At 71.2% G+C, this 16,958-nt stretch carries 12 protein-coding genes; 4 read left to right on the forward strand and 8 right to left on the reverse strand.

Annotated features, from left to right (window positions below; all coding sequences use genetic code 11):
• Positions 1-328: 328 nt before the first annotated feature.
• A complete protein-coding gene (locus HNR22_RS05635; protein WP_179779398.1) occupies positions 329-3,793 on the forward strand; it encodes a ThuA domain-containing protein in 3,465 nt (1,154 codons plus the stop codon).
• A 226-nt stretch (positions 3,794-4,019) separates the two neighbouring features.
• Here the strand turns inward: HNR22_RS05635 and HNR22_RS31595 are convergent, their stop codons facing one another.
• Positions 4,020-7,097: a S8 family serine peptidase gene (locus HNR22_RS31595; protein WP_179779399.1), complete on the reverse strand. Its 3,078-nt coding sequence runs from the start codon at positions 7,095-7,097 to the stop codon at positions 4,020-4,022.
• A 236-nt stretch (positions 7,098-7,333) separates the two neighbouring features.
• Between HNR22_RS31595 and HNR22_RS05645 the strand changes: the two genes are divergently transcribed.
• The gene (locus HNR22_RS05645; protein ID WP_179779400.1) at positions 7,334-7,678 is read left to right on the forward strand and encodes a cupin domain-containing protein; all 345 of its coding nucleotides are present in this window, start codon (positions 7,334-7,336) and stop codon (positions 7,676-7,678) included.
• 240 nt (positions 7,679-7,918) lie between these two features.
• On the opposite strand, the gene HNR22_RS05650 is transcribed toward HNR22_RS05645, so the two are convergent.
• The 7 genes from HNR22_RS05650 to HNR22_RS05680 all read right to left on the reverse strand — a co-directional run bounded on the left by HNR22_RS05650 (position 7,919) and on the right by HNR22_RS05680 (position 14,742).
• Complete coding sequence (locus HNR22_RS05650; RefSeq protein ID WP_218907270.1) at positions 7,919-8,716, reverse strand: sugar phosphate isomerase/epimerase family protein; 798 nt, start codon at positions 8,714-8,716, stop codon at positions 7,919-7,921.
• A gap of 2 nt (positions 8,717-8,718) precedes the next feature.
• Complete coding sequence (locus tag HNR22_RS05655; protein WP_179779402.1) at positions 8,719-9,870, reverse strand: dihydrodipicolinate synthase family protein; 1,152 nt, start codon at positions 9,868-9,870, stop codon at positions 8,719-8,721.
• Entirely contained in the window at positions 9,867-11,018 is a 1,152-nt protein-coding gene (locus HNR22_RS05660; protein ID WP_179779403.1) for a Gfo/Idh/MocA family protein, read from the reverse strand. The genes HNR22_RS05655 and HNR22_RS05660 overlap by 4 nt, the downstream gene beginning before the upstream one ends.
• A 38-nt stretch (positions 11,019-11,056) precedes the next feature.
• Positions 11,057-11,812 carry an ABC transporter ATP-binding protein gene (locus HNR22_RS05665; RefSeq protein ID WP_218907271.1) on the reverse strand — a complete coding sequence of 252 codons (756 nt, stop codon included), beginning with the start codon at positions 11,810-11,812 and terminating at the stop codon, positions 11,057-11,059.
• Positions 11,813-11,855: 43 nt separating this feature from the next.
• A complete protein-coding gene (locus HNR22_RS05670; RefSeq protein ID WP_179779405.1) occupies positions 11,856-12,860 on the reverse strand; it encodes an ABC transporter substrate-binding protein in 1,005 nt (334 codons plus the stop codon).
• A 23-nt stretch (positions 12,861-12,883) separates the two neighbouring features.
• Complete coding sequence (locus tag HNR22_RS05675; protein ID WP_343059696.1) at positions 12,884-13,855, reverse strand: ABC transporter permease; 972 nt, start codon at positions 13,853-13,855, stop codon at positions 12,884-12,886.
• 167 nt (positions 13,856-14,022) lie between these two features.
• A complete protein-coding gene (locus tag HNR22_RS05680; protein ID WP_179779406.1) occupies positions 14,023-14,742 on the reverse strand; it encodes a cupin domain-containing protein in 720 nt (239 codons plus the stop codon).
• 93 nt (positions 14,743-14,835) lie between these two features.
• On the opposite strand from HNR22_RS05680, the gene HNR22_RS05685 reads away from it, so the two are divergent.
• Together HNR22_RS05685 and HNR22_RS05690 are read left to right on the forward strand one after the other, a co-directional pair.
• Complete coding sequence (locus HNR22_RS05685) at positions 14,836-15,909, forward strand: LacI family DNA-binding transcriptional regulator (protein ID WP_179779407.1); 1,074 nt, start codon at positions 14,836-14,838, stop codon at positions 15,907-15,909.
• Complete coding sequence (locus HNR22_RS05690) at positions 15,906-16,919, forward strand: phosphotransferase (RefSeq protein ID WP_179779408.1); 1,014 nt, start codon at positions 15,906-15,908, stop codon at positions 16,917-16,919. Before HNR22_RS05685 ends, HNR22_RS05690 begins: the two co-directional genes overlap by 4 nt.
• The last annotated feature ends 39 nt before the right edge of the window (positions 16,920-16,958 follow it).

Here is a 16,958-nt window from a genome sequence, read left to right on the forward strand (position 1 = left end):
GGCTGTTCACCACGGGCGCGGAGATCACCTGGTTGTGGCTGAGGTCCGAGACAGCCCCGGGCCGAGGTCCACTTACCAAGGCCCGGGGTCGCCTCTCCGGCACACGACGGAACACGCCGCTCAGGGTTTGCGGGCCACCGCGCCGTAGATCGAGGCGTCGACCAGGACTGGGAGCGCGGGGCCTGTCCGGGCCCGCAGCCACAGCGGCGACACCGCAGGAAACCGCTTACCAGTACGCTATTGACGGTCGTCACTGGCTGTCAGTACCGTGATGCGGGCAGCAAGAAAGCGCTTTCCGACTCTCACCGTCCGACAGGGAGCGCCCCCCATGCCCCGACACCTGCGCGCGTTCTGCCTCGTCCTGCTCGCCATCGCCACCGTGGTGAGCACCACCACCGCCCTGCCCGCCGAAGCAGCCCCCCGGTTCCGGGTGCTGGTCTTCTCCAAGATCACCAACTTCTACCACGACTCGATCCCGGCCGGCATCGCCGCGATCCAGCAGCTCGGCACCACCCACAACTTCGAGGTCGTCGCCACCACCGACGCCGCCGCGTTCACCGACGCCAACCTCGCCACGTTCGACGCCCTGGTCTTCAACAACACCAATTCGCTCCCGACCTCGGGCGACCTGCTCAATGCCAGCCAGAGGGCCGCGTTGCAGACGTTCATCCGCAACGGCGGCGGCTGGGCCGGCCTGCACGCCGCCTCGGCGAGCGAGCGCGACTGGCCCTGGTACGAGGGCCTGGTCGGCACGATCTTCGACTACCACCCCGACTTCTCCTCCACCGGCGGCACCTTCCCCGGCCGGGTGAAGGTGCTCGACCGGGCGCACCCCTCCACCCGCAACCTGCCGGAGCTCTGGGAGCAGAGCGAGGAGTGGTACAACTGGCGGACCAACCCGACCGGCAACGTGCACACCCTCGCGCAGATCAAGGTGCGCGACGGGATCAACGGGCTGGACGAGGGCGTCGACCACGCGTACTCCTGGTGTCAGCGCTACGACGGCGGCCGGTCCTGGTTCACCGCCGGCGGGCACGCCAGCTCCCAGTTCAGCAGCGCGACGTTCCTGGAGCACCTGCGCTACGGCATCGAGTGGGCGGCCGGCGCTGTCGCCGGTGACTGCTCGGCCACCAGGACCAGCAACTTCGAACGGGTGGGGCTGGTCACCGAGAACCTGGCCGACCCGTTCGAGCTGGCCGTCGCCCCGGACCGGAAGGTCTACTACATCCAGCGCACCGGCGCGCTGAAGGTGGTCAACTCCGACACCCTCCAGGTCACCACTCTGCTGGACTTCGCCTACACCTCGGCGATGACCGACCAGTCCGACGGGCTGCTCGGGATGACTCTGGACCGCAACTTCGCCAGCAACGGCTGGCTCTACCTGCTCTGGTCGGACAAGACCCTCAAACAACTCAACCTGTCCCGGTTCACGGTCGCCAACAACAGCGTCGCGCTCTCCTCGGAGAAACGCCTGCTGACCATCCCCACCTACCGGGGTGAGGGCCGGGCCAACTCGCACATGGGCGGTTCGCTGGCCATGGACGCGGCCGGTCGGCTCTACGCCGCGATCGGCGACAACACCGACCCGTTCGCCTCCAGCGGCTACACGCCCGTCGACGAGCGGGCCGGCCGCGCCGCATGGGACGCCCAGGGCACCGCCGGCAACACCAACGACCTGCGCGGCAAGATCCTGCGGATCACCCCACAGGCCGACGGTACGTACACAGTGCCGAGCGGCAACCTCTTCCCGGCCGGCACCGCGAGGACCCGCCCGGAGATCTACGCGATGGGCATGCGCAACCCGTTCCGGATCACCGTCGAACCGCAGACCAACGCGGTGCTGGTGGCCGACTACGGTCCGGACGCCCGCGCCGCCGACCCCAACCGCGGACCGGAGGGGACTGTCGAGTTCAACCGGATCACCGCTGCCGGCAACTACGGCTGGCCGTACTGCGTCGGCAACAACATTCCGTTCAACGACTACAACTTCGCCACCAGCACCTCCGGGGCGAAGTTCAACTGCGCCGCGCCCGTCAACAACTCGCCCAACAACACCGGCCTGACCACTCTGCCGGCGTCGAAGTCCGCGCTGGTCTGGTACGCGTACTCGGCCTCCACCCAGTTCCCCGAGGTGGGCACCGGCGGCGGCGGGCCGATGAGCGGCCCGGTCTACGACTACGACCCGGCCAACACCCGCACCACGAAGTTCCCCGAGTACTTCGAGGGCAAGTGGATCACCTATGAGCTGACCCGCAAATGGTTCAAGACGCTCTCGATCCACAAGACGGCGCAGACCTTCAGCAACGCGCGCTTCGGCCCCACCGCCGTGGGTGACCTCCAGTCGATCAACGGGATCTTCGGCAACATGAGCTGGATCCAGCCCTTCGAGGCGGAGTTCGGCCCGGACGGCTCGCTCTACGTCATCGACTTCGGCGAGGGCACCGGCAGCGGGCGCGGCGGCAGCAACGCCGGCGCGGGCATCTACCGCATCGACTACGTCGCCAACGGGCGGCCACCGGCCGTGAAGATCGCCGCCAACCCGGACAGCGGACGCACCCCACTCGCGGTGACGTTCTCCTCGGCCGGGTCGTCCGCCGGTGACGGTTCGGCGCTCAGCTACGCCTGGGACTTCACCAACGACGGCAGCACCGACTCCACCGCGGCCAATCCGAGCCACACCTACTCGACAGTCGGCAAGCACACCGCCCGGCTGACCGTCCGCAACAGCGGCAACGGGTTGACCGCCACCGCGGTCACCGAGGTGGTGGTCGGCAATACCCGACCCACGGTGACCATCACCGTGCCCGACGGGGGCTTCTTCGACTTCGGCGACAAGATCCCGTACACGGTGACGGTCACCGACCCGGAGGAGACCACCATCGACTGCTCCAAGGTCACCGTGCAGACGCAGCTCGGCCACGACTCGCACGCCCATCCGCTGGACGTCTACACCGGCTGCTCGGGGCTGCTCGCCACCGAGGCCAACGCCGGTGACGGGCACGGGCCGGGGCAGAACCTCTACACCGTGGTCACCGCGCAGTACACCGACGGCGGCGCGGCCGGCGGCGTACCGGCACTGACCGGCTCGACCCGGGCCCAGTTGCAGCCCAAGAGCAAGGAGGCCGAGCACTTCACCGCCCAGTCCGGGATCATCGTGAACGACCGGGCGACCGCCCGCGCCGGCAAGCGGCTCGGCGAGGTCGACCACAACGACTGGGTGGCGTACGGGCCGGTGGACCTGCGCAACGTCGGCTCCGTGACGCTCGGGGTGACCAACGGCGGGCTCGGCGGCACCATCGAGCTGCGGACCGGCTCCCCCACCGGCACCCTGATCGGCGCTGCCACCATCGGCTCCACCGGCGGATGGGACAACCTGGTGTCGCCCACTGTCACCCTCACCAACAAACCAGCCGGCACCACCACCCTGTACGCGAAGTTCGTCAACGCCGCCCAGGTCGGCGGCACCCCGGATCTGCTGTCGCTGGACTGGCTGCGGTTCAACGGGGCCGGGGTCAAACAGGAACCGGGCGGGATGCTCTCCCTCGCGGCCAACCCGGCCAGCGGCACCGCGCCGCTGACCACCACGCTGACCGCCACCGCGACAGCGCCGTCCGGGCAGAGCATCACCGACTACGCGTGGGACTTCGGTGACAACAGCGCCATCACGCACGGGGCGACGCTGCGGTCGACCGCCCACAGCTACCCCCGCAAGGGGACCTTCACCGCCCGGGTGACGACCACCTACACCAGCGGGGAGACCCGCTCGCTCAACCTGACCATCACGGTCAACTGATGATCGAGCGGTGGCGGACGGGGTGGCCCCCGTCCTCCACCGCTCGGCCGCCGAGACGTACAGCGCGGCCGCGCAGGGGTAGATCTTGGACAGTTTCCGTTTCGCTTGAACGGAAACTGTCGAAGATTGCCAGCTGTGGCCCGCCGGTGTACGTCACCACCTGAGCGGGTGGGTCAGCAAGAGCGTGGGGCGGTGCGCTCGGCACCGCCCCACGGTCCACTACGGGTTACTGCCAGGAACTCTGCTGGGTGTAGACGAGATTGCCAGGGATGACCGTGCCGCCGGTGCTGTACTCGGTGTACGCCCAGAAGTCGCCCTCGGGCAGCGGCTTGTTCGGCTTCAGCGTGAACCCTTGCGTCGCACCACGTTCCGCCGTGGAGGGAAGCGTCAGCGTGGCGCCCGGATACTTCGCGTTTCGGCCGACGATGGCGTGACCGAACTGGAAGTCGACGACCGGACCGCCGGGGAACTGTGCGAACACGTACGCGGTGTAGCGCCCCGGCTCGGGCAGGAACTTGTACGCCTGCTCCGTGCTGGTCCAGAACCTGTCACTGCTGTAGATCAGGGTGTCGCCCTTGTACAGGTAGAGGTCCAGGTTCGTGTTCGGGTCGTCGGTGTTGGTCTCGACCATGATCCCGGCGGTGTTTCCCGGCACGGTGAAGTCGAACTTCTTCACTCCGGTGGCACCCGGATCGAACACGCCGCCGTAGACACCGGCCGGCATCGAGTACGACGTGCGCTGCATCGGCGTGTACCCGGTGCTGCGACCGGCGAGCGGTCCGGTGAAGCCCGGCTGGATCGAGCCGGACGCCCCGCTGGTCATCCGGCCGAATTCCTCCCCGTCGTCACCGTACGGTCGGGGCATGATTCCCCACGGCCGGGCGGCGACCGGGATCCGGGCGCTGTGGGCCTTGCCGCGCCAACCGATCGACCCGGTCACGTACCGGTCCCAGGGCGCGCTGCCCCGACGCAGCGTGATGGTCACGGTCGCGGACCTGCCGGGCGCCAGCGTCACCGATGCCGGCGTCACGGTGACCTTCATGCCGTTCAGCCCGGACACCGACGAGCGGTAGGTCTCCCGCGCCTTGCCCACGTTGGTCAGGGTGCGGGTGAGTGTCACCGGGCGGGTCCCGTCGTACTCGCGCAACGAGATGGCCGGCAGGTTGAGCTCCTTGCCGTCCGGCACGGCCGTCTCGCTGAAGGCGACCAGGTCCGCCGCGGTCGGCTCGATGACCAGACCGGGATCGGTGGCCCCGGCGAGGTTGATGAACCCGCTGCCCTGGTCGAGGGGACTGCTGGTGCCGACCGTGTCGGTGGCGGTGGTCCGCAGCGCCGAGGCGACCGCTCCGGGTGACCAGTTCGGATGCGCGGCACGCAGAACCGCCGCCGCTCCGGCCACGTACGGCGAGGCCATCGAGGTACCCGAGTACGCGTCGTACTGCCGTCCGAAGTTGCCCGCCGGGGAGACCGCGGCGATGATGTCCGAACCGGGCGCGACCAGGTCCGGCTTCAGGACACCGAGGGTCACCTTGTCCGGGCCGGTGGAGGAGAAGTCCGCGACGCTGGGCACGCCGGGGACGCTGGAGCCGTCACCGCCAGTGCGCAGGGACACCCGCGCGTCGGTCGGGTGGCGCATCAGGTAGTTGAACAGCGTGCCGGCCTGCTTCTCGGTCGGCAGGTAGACGACCGGGAAGTTGAAGATCGAGTTGATCCGGTAGTTGCCGACCGGGTCGAAGACCACCATCCCCGCGCCGCCCTTGGCCTTGATCTCGGCGGCGGATCCGAACGTGTCGGACAGCGCGCAGGCGACCACCTTGCCCTTGATCTTGGCGGCGTCGAGGCTGCCCGGTTCGCAGTAGACCGCACCCAGGTCCGATGATCCGGCCTGCTCACCGAAGACCATCGGCCGTGAGTCGCCACCGGGCAGTGCGTCCAGCGAGCCGCCCACCAGTTTTGTGCCGTCGCCCAGCTTGACGGTCGCCTCGTCGAGGTTCGTCACCGCGGCGCCGACCGTGGTCACCCACGGTGCCGCGTTGCTGATCGCCCCGCTCACGATGCCGGTGTTGCCGGCCGAAGCCGCCACGAAGACTCCGGCCAGCGTGGCGTTGAGGAAGGCGATGCCGATGGGAGTGTTGGCCTCCCAGTCGCCGAGGTCGGAACCGATCGAGAAGTTCAGGACCTGCACGCCGTCGGCGACGGCCGCGTCGATGCCGGCGATGATGTCGGCGTCGAAGCCCATGCCGCCCCAGAGCACCTTGTAGACGGCGATCTGGGCGTCCGGCGCCACCCCGGAGACGGGACCGAAGCGCCGGCCGTCGATGGTGACGTCCGAGACTCGAAGGCCGGCCGCCGTGGACGCGGTGTGCGTGCCGTGCCCGGACATGTCGCGGGGAGACAACACCTCACCCTCGGGCACCGAGCCGCCGCCGGCGAGCCACGTGTCGGCGAAGTAGCGGGCACCGACGATCTTGCCGTTGCAGTGCTCGGCCACGAAGGCCACGCCGGTCTGGCAGGTGCCACGCCAGGTCGCGGGGGCGGGCATCCTCTTGGCGAACGACGCGCTCTCCGGCCATATGCCGGTGTCCAGAACGCCGATCACCATTCCCGTACCGGTGCCGGGGCCGGGTTTGACCGGTTTGCCGGCAGGACCCCCCGCCGGGGGTTGGTCCGGCGCGGCCGGGGCGGCGGCCGGAGCGCCGGGGCTCGGCGCGGTCGACGGCGCGGTGGGCGGCGGCGTCCTGGTGCCGAGGGCCCGCGAGGCGGTGACCGCGCGGACGCGCTTGTCCGCCCGCAACGTGGCCACCTGCTGGGCGGTCAGCTTGGCCGAGAACCCGTTGAAGGCGGTGGCGTACGCGGCGTTGACCTGAATCCCGGCGGCGGCAGCGACGGCGCTGCGCTGTGCGTCGAGGTGCCCGCGGTAGGCCCGTGCCGGTGCCGACGTGACGTCCAGCCGGTGGCCTGCGTCCGGACGGGTTCGCGCCAGGCCGGACACGCCACCGGCGTACGAGGTCAGGGGCTCCTCGACCAGTTCCACGACGTACATGCCCGAACCGGCGGCGTCCACTGTGGTCCGCTGGCCGGCGTCGTTGCGGCCGTCGGGTCGGCGATCGGCGCCGTCGGTCAGGGTGACCCTCTTGTCGGACCCGGCGGTGAAGTAGCCGGTGGTGCTCTTGCCGCTGCCCGATGGCCCTGTCGGGGCCGCTGATGCCGAGCCCGCGACGCCGGTCGTGCCGGCGATCACGGCGAGGACCAGCGTCGGTATCGCTGATCTTCGCAGCCTGTTCCCGCTCGTGCTGGTAGCCACGAGACTCCTCTCACGTGCTCCCTTGTGGAGCTGTTCTGATCAATCGCGACCCGCCTATGGGAGCGCTCCCCCACCTAAGTGCGAGACGGTTAAACAATGGTTTGCGCGGTGTTACGGATCGCTGGTGCGTATAAGATCACAAACCTCAGCCGCACCACTGCCCGCGACAGGGCATCGGTCAGGCCGCCGCGGGCCGCCTTACACACCGCATGTCGTTGCCGTACTAGGCTTCCGCCATGCTGATCATCGATGGCGCGGGCCGGTGGACCGCACCCGCCGGGGCCGCCAACGACTGGGTCGAACAGCTGAGAGTGCCGGACCTGTCGGTCGGAACGTACTGCATCCCGGCGGGCGGTCTCGACGACCAGAGCCCGCACACCGAGGACGAGATCTACGTGGTCACCGCGGGGCGGGCCCGGATCGTGACCCCGGACGGCGCCGCCGAGGTGGGCCCGGGGTCGGTGATCTTCGTGCCGGCTGGCGAGGAGCACCGGTTCGACGAGGTGACCGAGGACCTGGCGCTGCTGGTGGTGTTCGGCCCGGCGTACGGCTCGCGCGCTCCGGATCCGCGAACCGAGTAGGGCGGACGGGTCGCCAGCCCGGAGGTCGACATCCGTCCTGCGCCAGGAGTGGCCACCATTTTGCCGGCCGCTACGTCGCGGCTCGCCGCCGCCAGAGCACGGCTGCCGACCAGCAGCCCGGCGAACGGCACCGCGCCACCGTGCCGGGCCGCCATCGCCGCGCCGAGCACCAGCGTGGCGGGCGCGGTGCCGATGCCCAACCACGCGCCGACCGCCGCCGGCCAGCGCCGCTCGGCAGTCTCAGACAACGTGGCGCAGGTAGCCGGCTATCGCCGCGTCCAGCACCTCCACGCCCGGCCGCGCCCACACCTCGGCGGAGAAGACCTCCACCTCGATCGGGCCGCCGTAGCCGGCCGCGTCGACCGCCTCGCGCAGCCGGCGCAGCTCGATGCACCCATCGCCGGGCAGCGCCCGGCCGAGCAGCACCCCCTCCGGCAGCGGTGTCACCCAGTCGCAGACCTGGAACGCGGCGATCCGGGAACCCGCCCGCGCGATCTGCGCGTACACCGTGTCGTCCCACCAGACGTGGTACGCGTCCACGACCACGCCGACCACCGTCGGGTCGAACCGCTCGGCGATGTCCAGGGCCTGACCGAGGCTGGCGATCACGCAGCGGTCGGCGGCGAACATCGGGTGCAGCGGCTCGATCGCCAGGCGTACGCCGGCGGCCTCGGCGTGCGGGGCCAGCTCACCGATCGCGTCCGCGACCCGCTGCCGGGCGCCGTCGATGTCCCTGCTGCCCGGCGGCAGCCCGCCGGACACCAGCACCAGCTCCGGGGCGCCCAGCGTGGCGGCCTCCTCGATGGCTCGCAGGTTCTGCGCGCGCCAGTCGTCGGCGGAGAAGAAGCCGCCACGGCACAGCGAGGTGACGGTGAGACCGGCGTCGCGGACCAGCTTCGCGGACCGGGCCAGCCCATGGTCGGCGACCGGCTCCCGCCACAGCCCGATGCCCGGCACCCCGGCGGCCACGCAGCCGGCCACCACGTCGGGCAGCCGCCACCGCTGGGCGGTCGCCTGGTTGAACGAAAACCGCTCCAGGCTCACTGCTCCACCCCCGCCACCGTGAACAGCGCTCGGGCGCGGGAGGCGGCCAGGTCGGCGTCCGGCAACAGCCCCGCCGCGTCGGCCAGGGTGAGCAGGGTCGCCAGATGTTCCGGGGACCGGCCGGACTGCGCGCCGCCGACCATGGTGAAGTGGTCCTGGTGCCCGGCAAGCCAGGCCAGGAAGACGATCCCCGTCTTGTAGTGCCAGGTCGGGGCCGCGAACAGGTGCCGGGCCAGCGGCACGGTCGGCGCGAAGATCTCGTCGTACGCCGCCAGGTCGCCCCGGTCCAGGGCGGCCAGCGCGGCGGCGGCGGCCGGTGCGATGGCCGCGAACACCCCGAGCAGCGCGTCGGAGTGCCCCACCTCGTCGCCCCGGATCAGGTCCGGGTAGTGGAAGTCGTCACCGGTGTAGAGGCGTACCCCGGCGGGCAGTCTGCGGCGCAGCGCGACCTCGCGGCCGGCGTCGAGCAGCGACACCTTGATGCCGTCCACCTTCGACTGGCGTGCCTTGATCAGCTCGACGACCGTGTCGGCGGCCAGGTCGAGGTCGACCGCACCCCAGTAGCCGGTCAACGCCGGGTCGAACATCGGGCCCAGCCAGTGCAGCACCACCGGCTCGTCGGCGGCGCTCAGCAGCTCGTCGTACACCCGGAGGTAGTCCTCCGGGCCGCGCGCCGCGGCGGCCAGGTGTCGGCTGCACATCAGCACCGGTCGGGCGCCGGCCGCGCGTACGTCGTCGAGCTGCTCGGCGTACGCGGCGGTGACCGCCGCCAGGGTGGCCGGGCCGACCGGCAGCTGATCGGTGCCGACCCCGGCGACGATCCGCCCACCGACCGCGCGGGCCTCGGCCGCGCTGCGGCCGATCAGCTCCCGGGTCGCCGGGTAGTCCAACCCCATCCCCCGCTGGGCGGTGTCCATCGCCTCGGCGACCCCCAGCCCGTACGACCACAGGTGCCGCCGGAAGGCGAGGGTGGTGTCCCAGTCCACCGTCGCCGGGGCGCCCGGCACGTTCTCCGCGGTCGGGTCGGCGACCACGTGCGCGGCCGCGTACGCGATCCGGCTGGTCGCCGGCACGGCCGGGCGGGCGAAGCCGCTCCCCCCGGCCAGCCGGTGCCGTCGCCCACCCGGCAACACCACCTCGGCGGTCATGAGCGCAGCTCCGGCACCTCGATGCGACCACCCTCGCGGGCGGAACGCAGCCCCAGCTCGGCGAGCTGCACGCCGCGCGCGCCGGCCAGGAAGTCCCACCGGAACGGCTCACCGGCCACGACGTGCCGCAGGTACGCCTCCCACTGCACCTTGAAACCGTTGTCGAACTCCTCGTTGTCGGGCACCTCGGCCCACTGGGCCCGGAAGTCCTCGGTGGCCGGCAGGTCCGGGTTCCACACCGGCTTCGGGGTGACCGCCCGGTGCTGCACCCGACAGTTGCGCAGGCCGGCGATGGCGCTGCCCTCGGTGCCGTCGACCTGGAACTCCACCAGCTCGTCGCGGTACACCCGCACGGCCCAGGACGAATTGATCTGCGCGATGATGCCGCCGTCGAGTTCGAAGATCCCGTACGCGGCGTCGTCGGCGGTCGCCTGGTAGACCTGACCGGTCTCGTCGACCCGTTGGGGCACGTGGGTGGCGGTCACGCAGGACACGGCGGTGACCCGGCCGAACAGCTCCTCCAGCACGTAGTGCCAGTGCGGGAACATGTCGACCACGATGCCGCCGCCGTCCTCGGTCCGGTAGTTCCACGACGGGCGCTGAGCGGGCTGCCAGTCGCCCTCGAAAACCCAGTAGCCGAACTCACCGCGCACCGAGAGGATCCGGCCGAAGAAGCCGCCGTCGATGAGGCGCTTGAGCTTGCGCAGGCCGGGCAGGAAGAGCTTGTCCTGCACGACACCGGTGCGTACGCCGGCCGCGTCCGCCGCCCGGGCCAGGTCGAGCGCGGCAGCGGTGTCCTCGGCCAGTGGCTTCTCCGTGTAGATGTGCTTGCCGGCCTCGATGGCCTGTCGGATCGCCTTCTCCCGCTGCTGGGTCACCTGGGCGTCGAAGTAGATCTCGACGTCGTCGCGGGCCAGCGCCGAGGTCAGGTCGGTGGTCCAGTCGGTCAGTCCGTGCCGCTCGGCGAGCTCCCGGAGCTTCGTCTCGTTGCGCCCGACCAGGACTGGCTCCGGCCAGATGGTCGTGCCGTCGGCCAGCGCCACGCCGCCGGATTCGCGGATGGCCAGCAGCGAGCGGACGAGGTGCTGGCGGTAGCCCATCCTTCCGGTCACTCCGTTGACGATGATGCCGATCGACCTGCGGGTCATGGTGTTCCTTCCGTCGTGCTGGTCGTGCCGATCCGCGCTCAGTGGTTGGCGGCCGCGCTGCCGAGCAACCCACGCAGGTCGGTGGCGAGGCGGTCGAAGCGGGGATCCGACATCACCTGCGCGTAGTCGCGGTGCGCCGGCAGCTCGACCGGAAAGGTGCGGATGATCCGGCCGGGCCGGGCGCTCATCACCACGACCCTCGTGCCGAGGAAGACCGCCTCGGCGATGGAGTGGGTGACCAGCACGACCGTGGTGTCGGTCTCCCGCCAGATCCGGTGCAGTTCGGCGTTCATCTGCTCGCGGGTCAACGCGTCCAGGGCACCGAACGGCTCGTCCATCAGCAGCACCGGTGGGGAGTGCAGCAACGCACGGCAGAGCGCCACCCGCTGCTGCATGCCGCCGGACAACTCGTGCGGCAGGGCCTTCTCGAAGCCGGTCAGGCCGGTCATCTCGATCAGCTCGTCGGCCCGACGGGACGCCTGGGCCCGGTCCATGCCGCGCATCTCGGCCTGGAGCAGAATGTTGGCCCGGGCGCCACGCCACTCCAGCAGCGCGGCCTTCTGGAAGACGAAACCGATCTCCTTCTGCGGGCCGCGTACCGGGCGCCGCAACAGCGACACCGCGCCGCTGGTCGGCTTGACCAACCCCGCGACGATCTTCAGCAGGGTGGACTTGCCGCAGCCGGACGGACCGACGATCGTCACGAACTCCCCGGGCTCGATGTCCAGTGACACGTCGTCCAGCGCGGTGGTCTGCGACCGTCGGGAGGTGAACCGTACGGTCACCCCGGTCATCCCGATGGCGGTGCCGGTGGCTGCCGGCGCGGTGCTCACGGCGTCACCCCTGCGCCGCGTACGAGGAGTCCCAGTACGCGTTGGGCGCCCCCGGGTCCTTCAGCTCCGCGTAGCGGGACATCAGGTCGATGGTCTCGGTCCACTGGGCCTCGGTGTTCACTCCGGGCGGACCCTCGGCGCCGAGCAGCGGCAGGTTGAGGGTGAGCTGCTTGGTGAGCACCTCGGGGGCGGGCTCGTTCTCGGCGAGGGCGACCATCGCGCCGACCGCTCCGGCCGGGTCGCGTGCGGCGTCGGCCCAGGACTTCTGGGTGGCCCGGACGAACTTGCGGGCCAGCTCCGGGTCCTTCTGCAGGGTCTGGGTGTTGGCGATCAGGCCGGTGCCGAGCAGGTTCATGCCGTAGTCGGCGAAGAGCAGCACGTCGACCTTCTTGCCGGTCTTGCTCTCGATGGTCGGTGCCTGGTCGTGGAAGAAGCCCATGATGGCGTCGACCTTGCCCTCGGCCAGGGCGGCGATCTTGCCGGCGGCGTCGACGTTGACGACCTTGACCTCGTCCTTCTTGACGCCGTTCTTCTCCAGCCAGGCCGGGAAGGTCGCGTAGAGAGCGTCGCCGGGCGTGCCGCCGACGGTCTTGCCCTTGAGGTCGGCCGGGGTCTTGATGTTCTCCTCGGTGAAGAACTCCACCGAGGACGGGCCCTTCTCCAGGTACGCGCCGAGGCTGCGCACGGGCATCCCACTGGCCACCGACTTGAGCAGCACCGGGCTGTCCGCCCAGCCGAAGTCGGTCTGCTTCTGGGCGACCTGCTTGACCGTGTTGCCCGAGCCGTTGCCGGGCAGGATCTTCAGGTCGATGCCCTCGGCGGAGTAGTAGCCCTTCTGCAGGCCGTAGTAGAACGGCGCGTGCTCGCCGTAGGGCACCCAGTTGAGGGTGAGGGTGACCTGTTTGCTGCCGTCGGCGCCGGTCTTGCCGGCGGAGCCGTCCCCGCCGCAGCCGGTGGCGGCGAGGAGCAGGGCGGCGGTGGCCAGGATGGTGGTGGCGGTGCGTTTCATCGGTGCCTCCGTGATGGGGTCGGTCAGGAGGTGGTGAGGGACACGCCGGCGCGGCGGCTGGCGTGCCACGGGATGAGCAGTGCCTCGGCGATCTCGACCAGGACGAACAGGACGATGCCGATGGCGGACATCAGGATCAGGTCGGCGAACAGCAGCGGGGCGTCGAGGTTGCCGTTGGCCAGCAACAGGACGTAGCCGAGCCCTTCGCTGGCACCGACGAACTCACCGACCACGGCACCGACCACGGCGAGGGTGACGGCCACCTTCAGGCCGGCCATCAGGTGCGGCAACGCGTTCGGGAAGCGGATCTTGCGGAAGGTGCGCCACGGCCCCGCGCCCATAGTGGCGGCGAGGTCGAGCAGCTCCGGGTCGGTGGAGCGCAGCCCGGCCACACCGGAGATGACCACCGGGAAGAACGCGATGAGCACCGCCAGGATGATCTTCGGGGTGAGGCCGAGCCCGAACCAGACCACCAGCAGTGGCGCGATGGCGATCTTCGGGATGACCTGTGCGAACAGGACGATCGGATAGAGCGCCTTGTCGAGGGTGCGGGAGTAGGCGATGGCCACCGCGGTGGCCAGACCCAGTGCGGCGGCCAGCACGAAGCCGAGCACCGTCTCGTAGAGGGTGACCACTGTGTGTCGGGCCAGCTCGGACCACTGACCGGTCATCGTCTCCCAGACCTGGGCCGGTGTGGGCACCAGGTAGTTCGGGACGTACTCCTGCGCGGCCACGAACCACCACGCGGCGAAGACCACGGCGAGCACCAGTGCCGGACGCCAGAGCGAGTCGGCGAAGGCCGCCGCCCGGCGACCGAGCGTCGGTCGGGGTGGCCGGCCGCCGGTTTCGGGCGGTCGACCGCCCACCGTGGACGGGGCCGGGTCCTCGACGGGTGTCGACGTTCCGGAGGCGAACGAGGCCGCGGTGGCCGGATCACCGCCCGCCGCCTTCGCGGCGGCCTGCCGGCCCGCCGTGTCCAGAGAGTTCTCGGTCACGCGGAACCTCCTCGGGGGCCCGGCACGGCACCCGATTGGCGGGGCCGTTCGGCGGATCAGGCAAACGCTTTCCTGGAGCGTAGGCGGCACCCTCACGCCGGGCAAGGCCTTTCCTCGATCTGTTTCCACCGATGCCCGATGACCCGACGGCTGTCCCGAAGGGACGGTCAGACGGCCGCCGGGTAGGTGTCCAACAGGCCGCACATGCCGAGCCGACCCCGCTCGACCGGCTCGTCCACCGCGTACACCCCGGCCTCGCCCAGGTGGCCGGGATCGCCTCGCTCCAGGGCGTCGAGCTGGCTGCCGGTGCTGGCGGCGGCCCGGCCCGCGCCGGCCTCCCACCGCTGCCGCCACCGCGCCAGCAGCGGCTGGCGCAGAGTGACCGCGGCGGCGTGGAAGGCGGCCAGCGCCGCCGGCCCGCCGGACCGCAGCGCCTGGAAGCCGGTCACCGCCAGATCCCGCCTGCGGTACGCGGCCCGCACGTCCGCGCCCGGCGCTCCCCCGTCGGGCAGCGCGGCCGCCGCGGCGTACGCGCCCGGATCGGCCAGCACGTCGGGAGGGAAGGTCAGCACCGCGTCGCCGGCCTCGGGCAGGCCGCTGTTCTGCATGAGCACCACGATGCCCAGCCCGCCGGTGTTGATCAGGCGGTGCACGGTGCCCGGTTCGAACCAGACCACAGCCCCCGGCCGCAGGGGTGTCTCCCGGAAGCCGCTGGTCGTCAGGGTCTGCACCGCGCCCTCGCCGTCGGTCACCACGTACCCCTCGGTGCAGCACAGGTGCACGTGCGGGGTGCCGCCGACCAGGCCGTCCGGGGCGACGGTGTCGTAGACACGCAGCCGGGAGACCCCGACCCCGCCGGGCAGCGGGGCGGCGAAGCGATCGGACATGGCCGGGCCTCCCTGCGGGAAAGGGCTTTCTCTGCGGTACCGTGACGCTAGCCGGCACGATGAAACGCCGTCAACAGACCAAGGGGGCGGGCCATGGCGACCCTGTCCGATGTGGCACGTCGCGCGGGCGTCTCCCCCGCCACCGCCTCCCGCGTCATCAACGGCAGCAGCAAGCCGGTCACCGATGAGCTGCGTGAGCGGGTGCTCGCCGCCGTCGCCGAGTTGCAGTACGTGCCGAACGCCCACGCCCAGCTGCTGGCCCGCTCGCACCGCAGCGCCGTGGGTGTGATCGTGCACGACGTCTCCGACCCGTACTTCGCCGAGATCACCCGTGGGCTGCAACGCGTCGCCACCGACCAGGGTCGGCTGCTGATGATCTGCAACAGCTACCGGGACCCGGACCGCGAGCTGGAGTACGTGGAGCTGCTGCGCGGCCACCAGGTGGCGGCACTGATCCTGGCCGGCTCCGGCTACCACGACGAGGCGTTCACCCGGCAGCTCAACGAGAAGCTCGCCGCGTACGAGGCCACCGGCGGGCGGGTGGCGGTGATCGGCCGGCACGAGCACTCCGGCGACGCGGTGATGCCGGACAACCGGACCGGCGGCTACCTCGCCGGACGGGAGCTGTGCGGGCTGGGGCACCGGGCGATCGGGGTGGTCGCCGGCCCGCGGATCCTGACCACCACGACCGACCGGCTGGCCGGCCTCCGGCAGGCCCTCGCCGAGCAGGGCCGCGAGCTGCCGGAACGGCGCATCCGGTACGCGGAGTTCGACCGCGACGGCGGCGCGGAGGCCACCGCCCGACTGCTCGACGCCGACCGGGAGCTGACCGCGATCGTGGCGCTCAACGACTCGATGGCCATTGGCGCGCTCGCCACCCTGCGGGCGCGCGGGCTGGCCGTGCCACAGCAGATCTCCGTGGTGGGTTTCGACGACATGCCGATCGCCCGGGATGTGACCCCGGCGCTGACCACCGTGCGACTGCCGCTGGTCGACATGGGGGTGCGCGCGATGTCCCTGGTGCTGGGTGCCGTGGCGCCGGCGCCACGGGTCGAGGTGCTCCCTGCCGAGCTGGTTCGCCGCGACACCGCCGGTCCCGCCCCGCGTACCTCCCCCGCCACCGCTGCCTCGGCCCCGCGTGCTCGACGGGGTGACGCGGCGTCGTGACCGCAACCAGCCCCACCCAGCGTTCCCTCCGACGGGACGAGGTGGCGTACCTGCTCCGCGCGTCGCTCGGGCCGCACGTCCAGGTCAGGGACTCCGGTCCACTGGACGGCGGCGGGTACGCGACCGTCTGGTGGGCGCTGCTCGACGACGACCGCCGGGTGGTGTTGAAGCTGGCCCCGCCGACCGGGACGCCGCTGCTGCGCTACGAGCGCGGGCTCTGCGCGGCCGAGGCCCGCTACTTCCACCTCGTCGCCGAGCGTGCGCCGCAGGTGCCGGTGCCCGAGGTGCTGCACCACGGCACCGACCCGGCGTACGGCGAGTGGTTGGTCACCGCGATGCTGCCCGGCCGGTCGCTGGTCGACCTGGCCGAATCCGGCGTCGACGACGGCCCGGCGCGCTACGACCTCGGGGTTGCCCTCGCCACGTTGCACCAGGTCACCGGCGAGCGGTTCGGGTACGACGACGACCGTCCCGGCGGGTCGACCTGGCGGGCCGCGTTCACGGCGATGCTCGACGCGCTGCTCGCCGACGCGACCGACTGGAACGTCCGGCTGCCGGTCACCCCGGCGCGCCTGCACGCGCTGGTGCAGCGGCACGCCAGCGTGCTGGACGAGGTGCACCGCCCGGCGTTGCTGCACTTCGACTGCTGGGACGGCAACGTGCTGGCCGCGCCCGACCCGGACGGCCGGTGGCGACTGCGTGGCCTGGTGGACGGCGAACGGTTCCTCTACGGCGACCCACTGCTGGACCTGGTCTCACCACGGCTCTTCCGGCGTGTGGAGGAGGAACCGGAGCATCCCCTGCTGCGTGGCTACCGGGCCACCGCCGCCGAGCCGCTGCTGCTGGACGCCTCCGCGCGCCGCCGGTTGGGTCTCTACCGGCTGCACCTGTACCTGCTGATGACTGTGGAAATGCCCAGCCGCGGCATGACCGTTCGCACCCACCCGGGGCGGCATGCCCGGCTGGCAGGTCTACTCGACGAGGAGATCGCCGCGCTCGCCTCGGGCTGACGGCCAGCGCGGGTGGCGCCCGACGCGTGGTCGGACGCC

It is taken from the genome of Micromonospora jinlongensis, assembly GCF_013410645.1.
GTDB classification, from domain to species: domain Bacteria; phylum Actinomycetota; class Actinomycetes; order Mycobacteriales; family Micromonosporaceae; genus Micromonospora; species Micromonospora zamorensis.

Coding starts and splice junctions, on each gene's coding strand:
- HNR22_RS05635 (WP_179779398.1), top strand. CDS start 329: ATGCCCCGACACCTGCGCGCGTTCTGCCTCGTCCTGCTCGCCATCGCC.
- HNR22_RS05645 (WP_179779400.1), top strand. CDS start 7,334: ATGCTGATCATCGATGGCGCGGGCCGGTGGACCGCACCCGCCGGGGCC.
- HNR22_RS05680 (WP_179779406.1), bottom strand. CDS start 14,742: ATGTCCGATCGCTTCGCCGCCCCGCTGCCCGGCGGGGTCGGGGTCTCC.
- HNR22_RS05670 (WP_179779405.1), bottom strand. CDS start 12,860: ATGAAACGCACCGCCACCACCATCCTGGCCACCGCCGCCCTGCTCCTC.
- HNR22_RS05655 (WP_179779402.1), bottom strand. CDS start 9,870: ATGACCGCCGAGGTGGTGTTGCCGGGTGGGCGACGGCACCGGCTGGCC.
- HNR22_RS05660 (WP_179779403.1), bottom strand. CDS start 11,018: ATGACCCGCAGGTCGATCGGCATCATCGTCAACGGAGTGACCGGAAGG.
- HNR22_RS05665 (WP_218907271.1), bottom strand. CDS start 11,812: ATGACCGGGGTGACCGTACGGTTCACCTCCCGACGGTCGCAGACCACC.
- HNR22_RS05685 (WP_179779407.1), top strand. CDS start 14,836: ATGGCGACCCTGTCCGATGTGGCACGTCGCGCGGGCGTCTCCCCCGCC.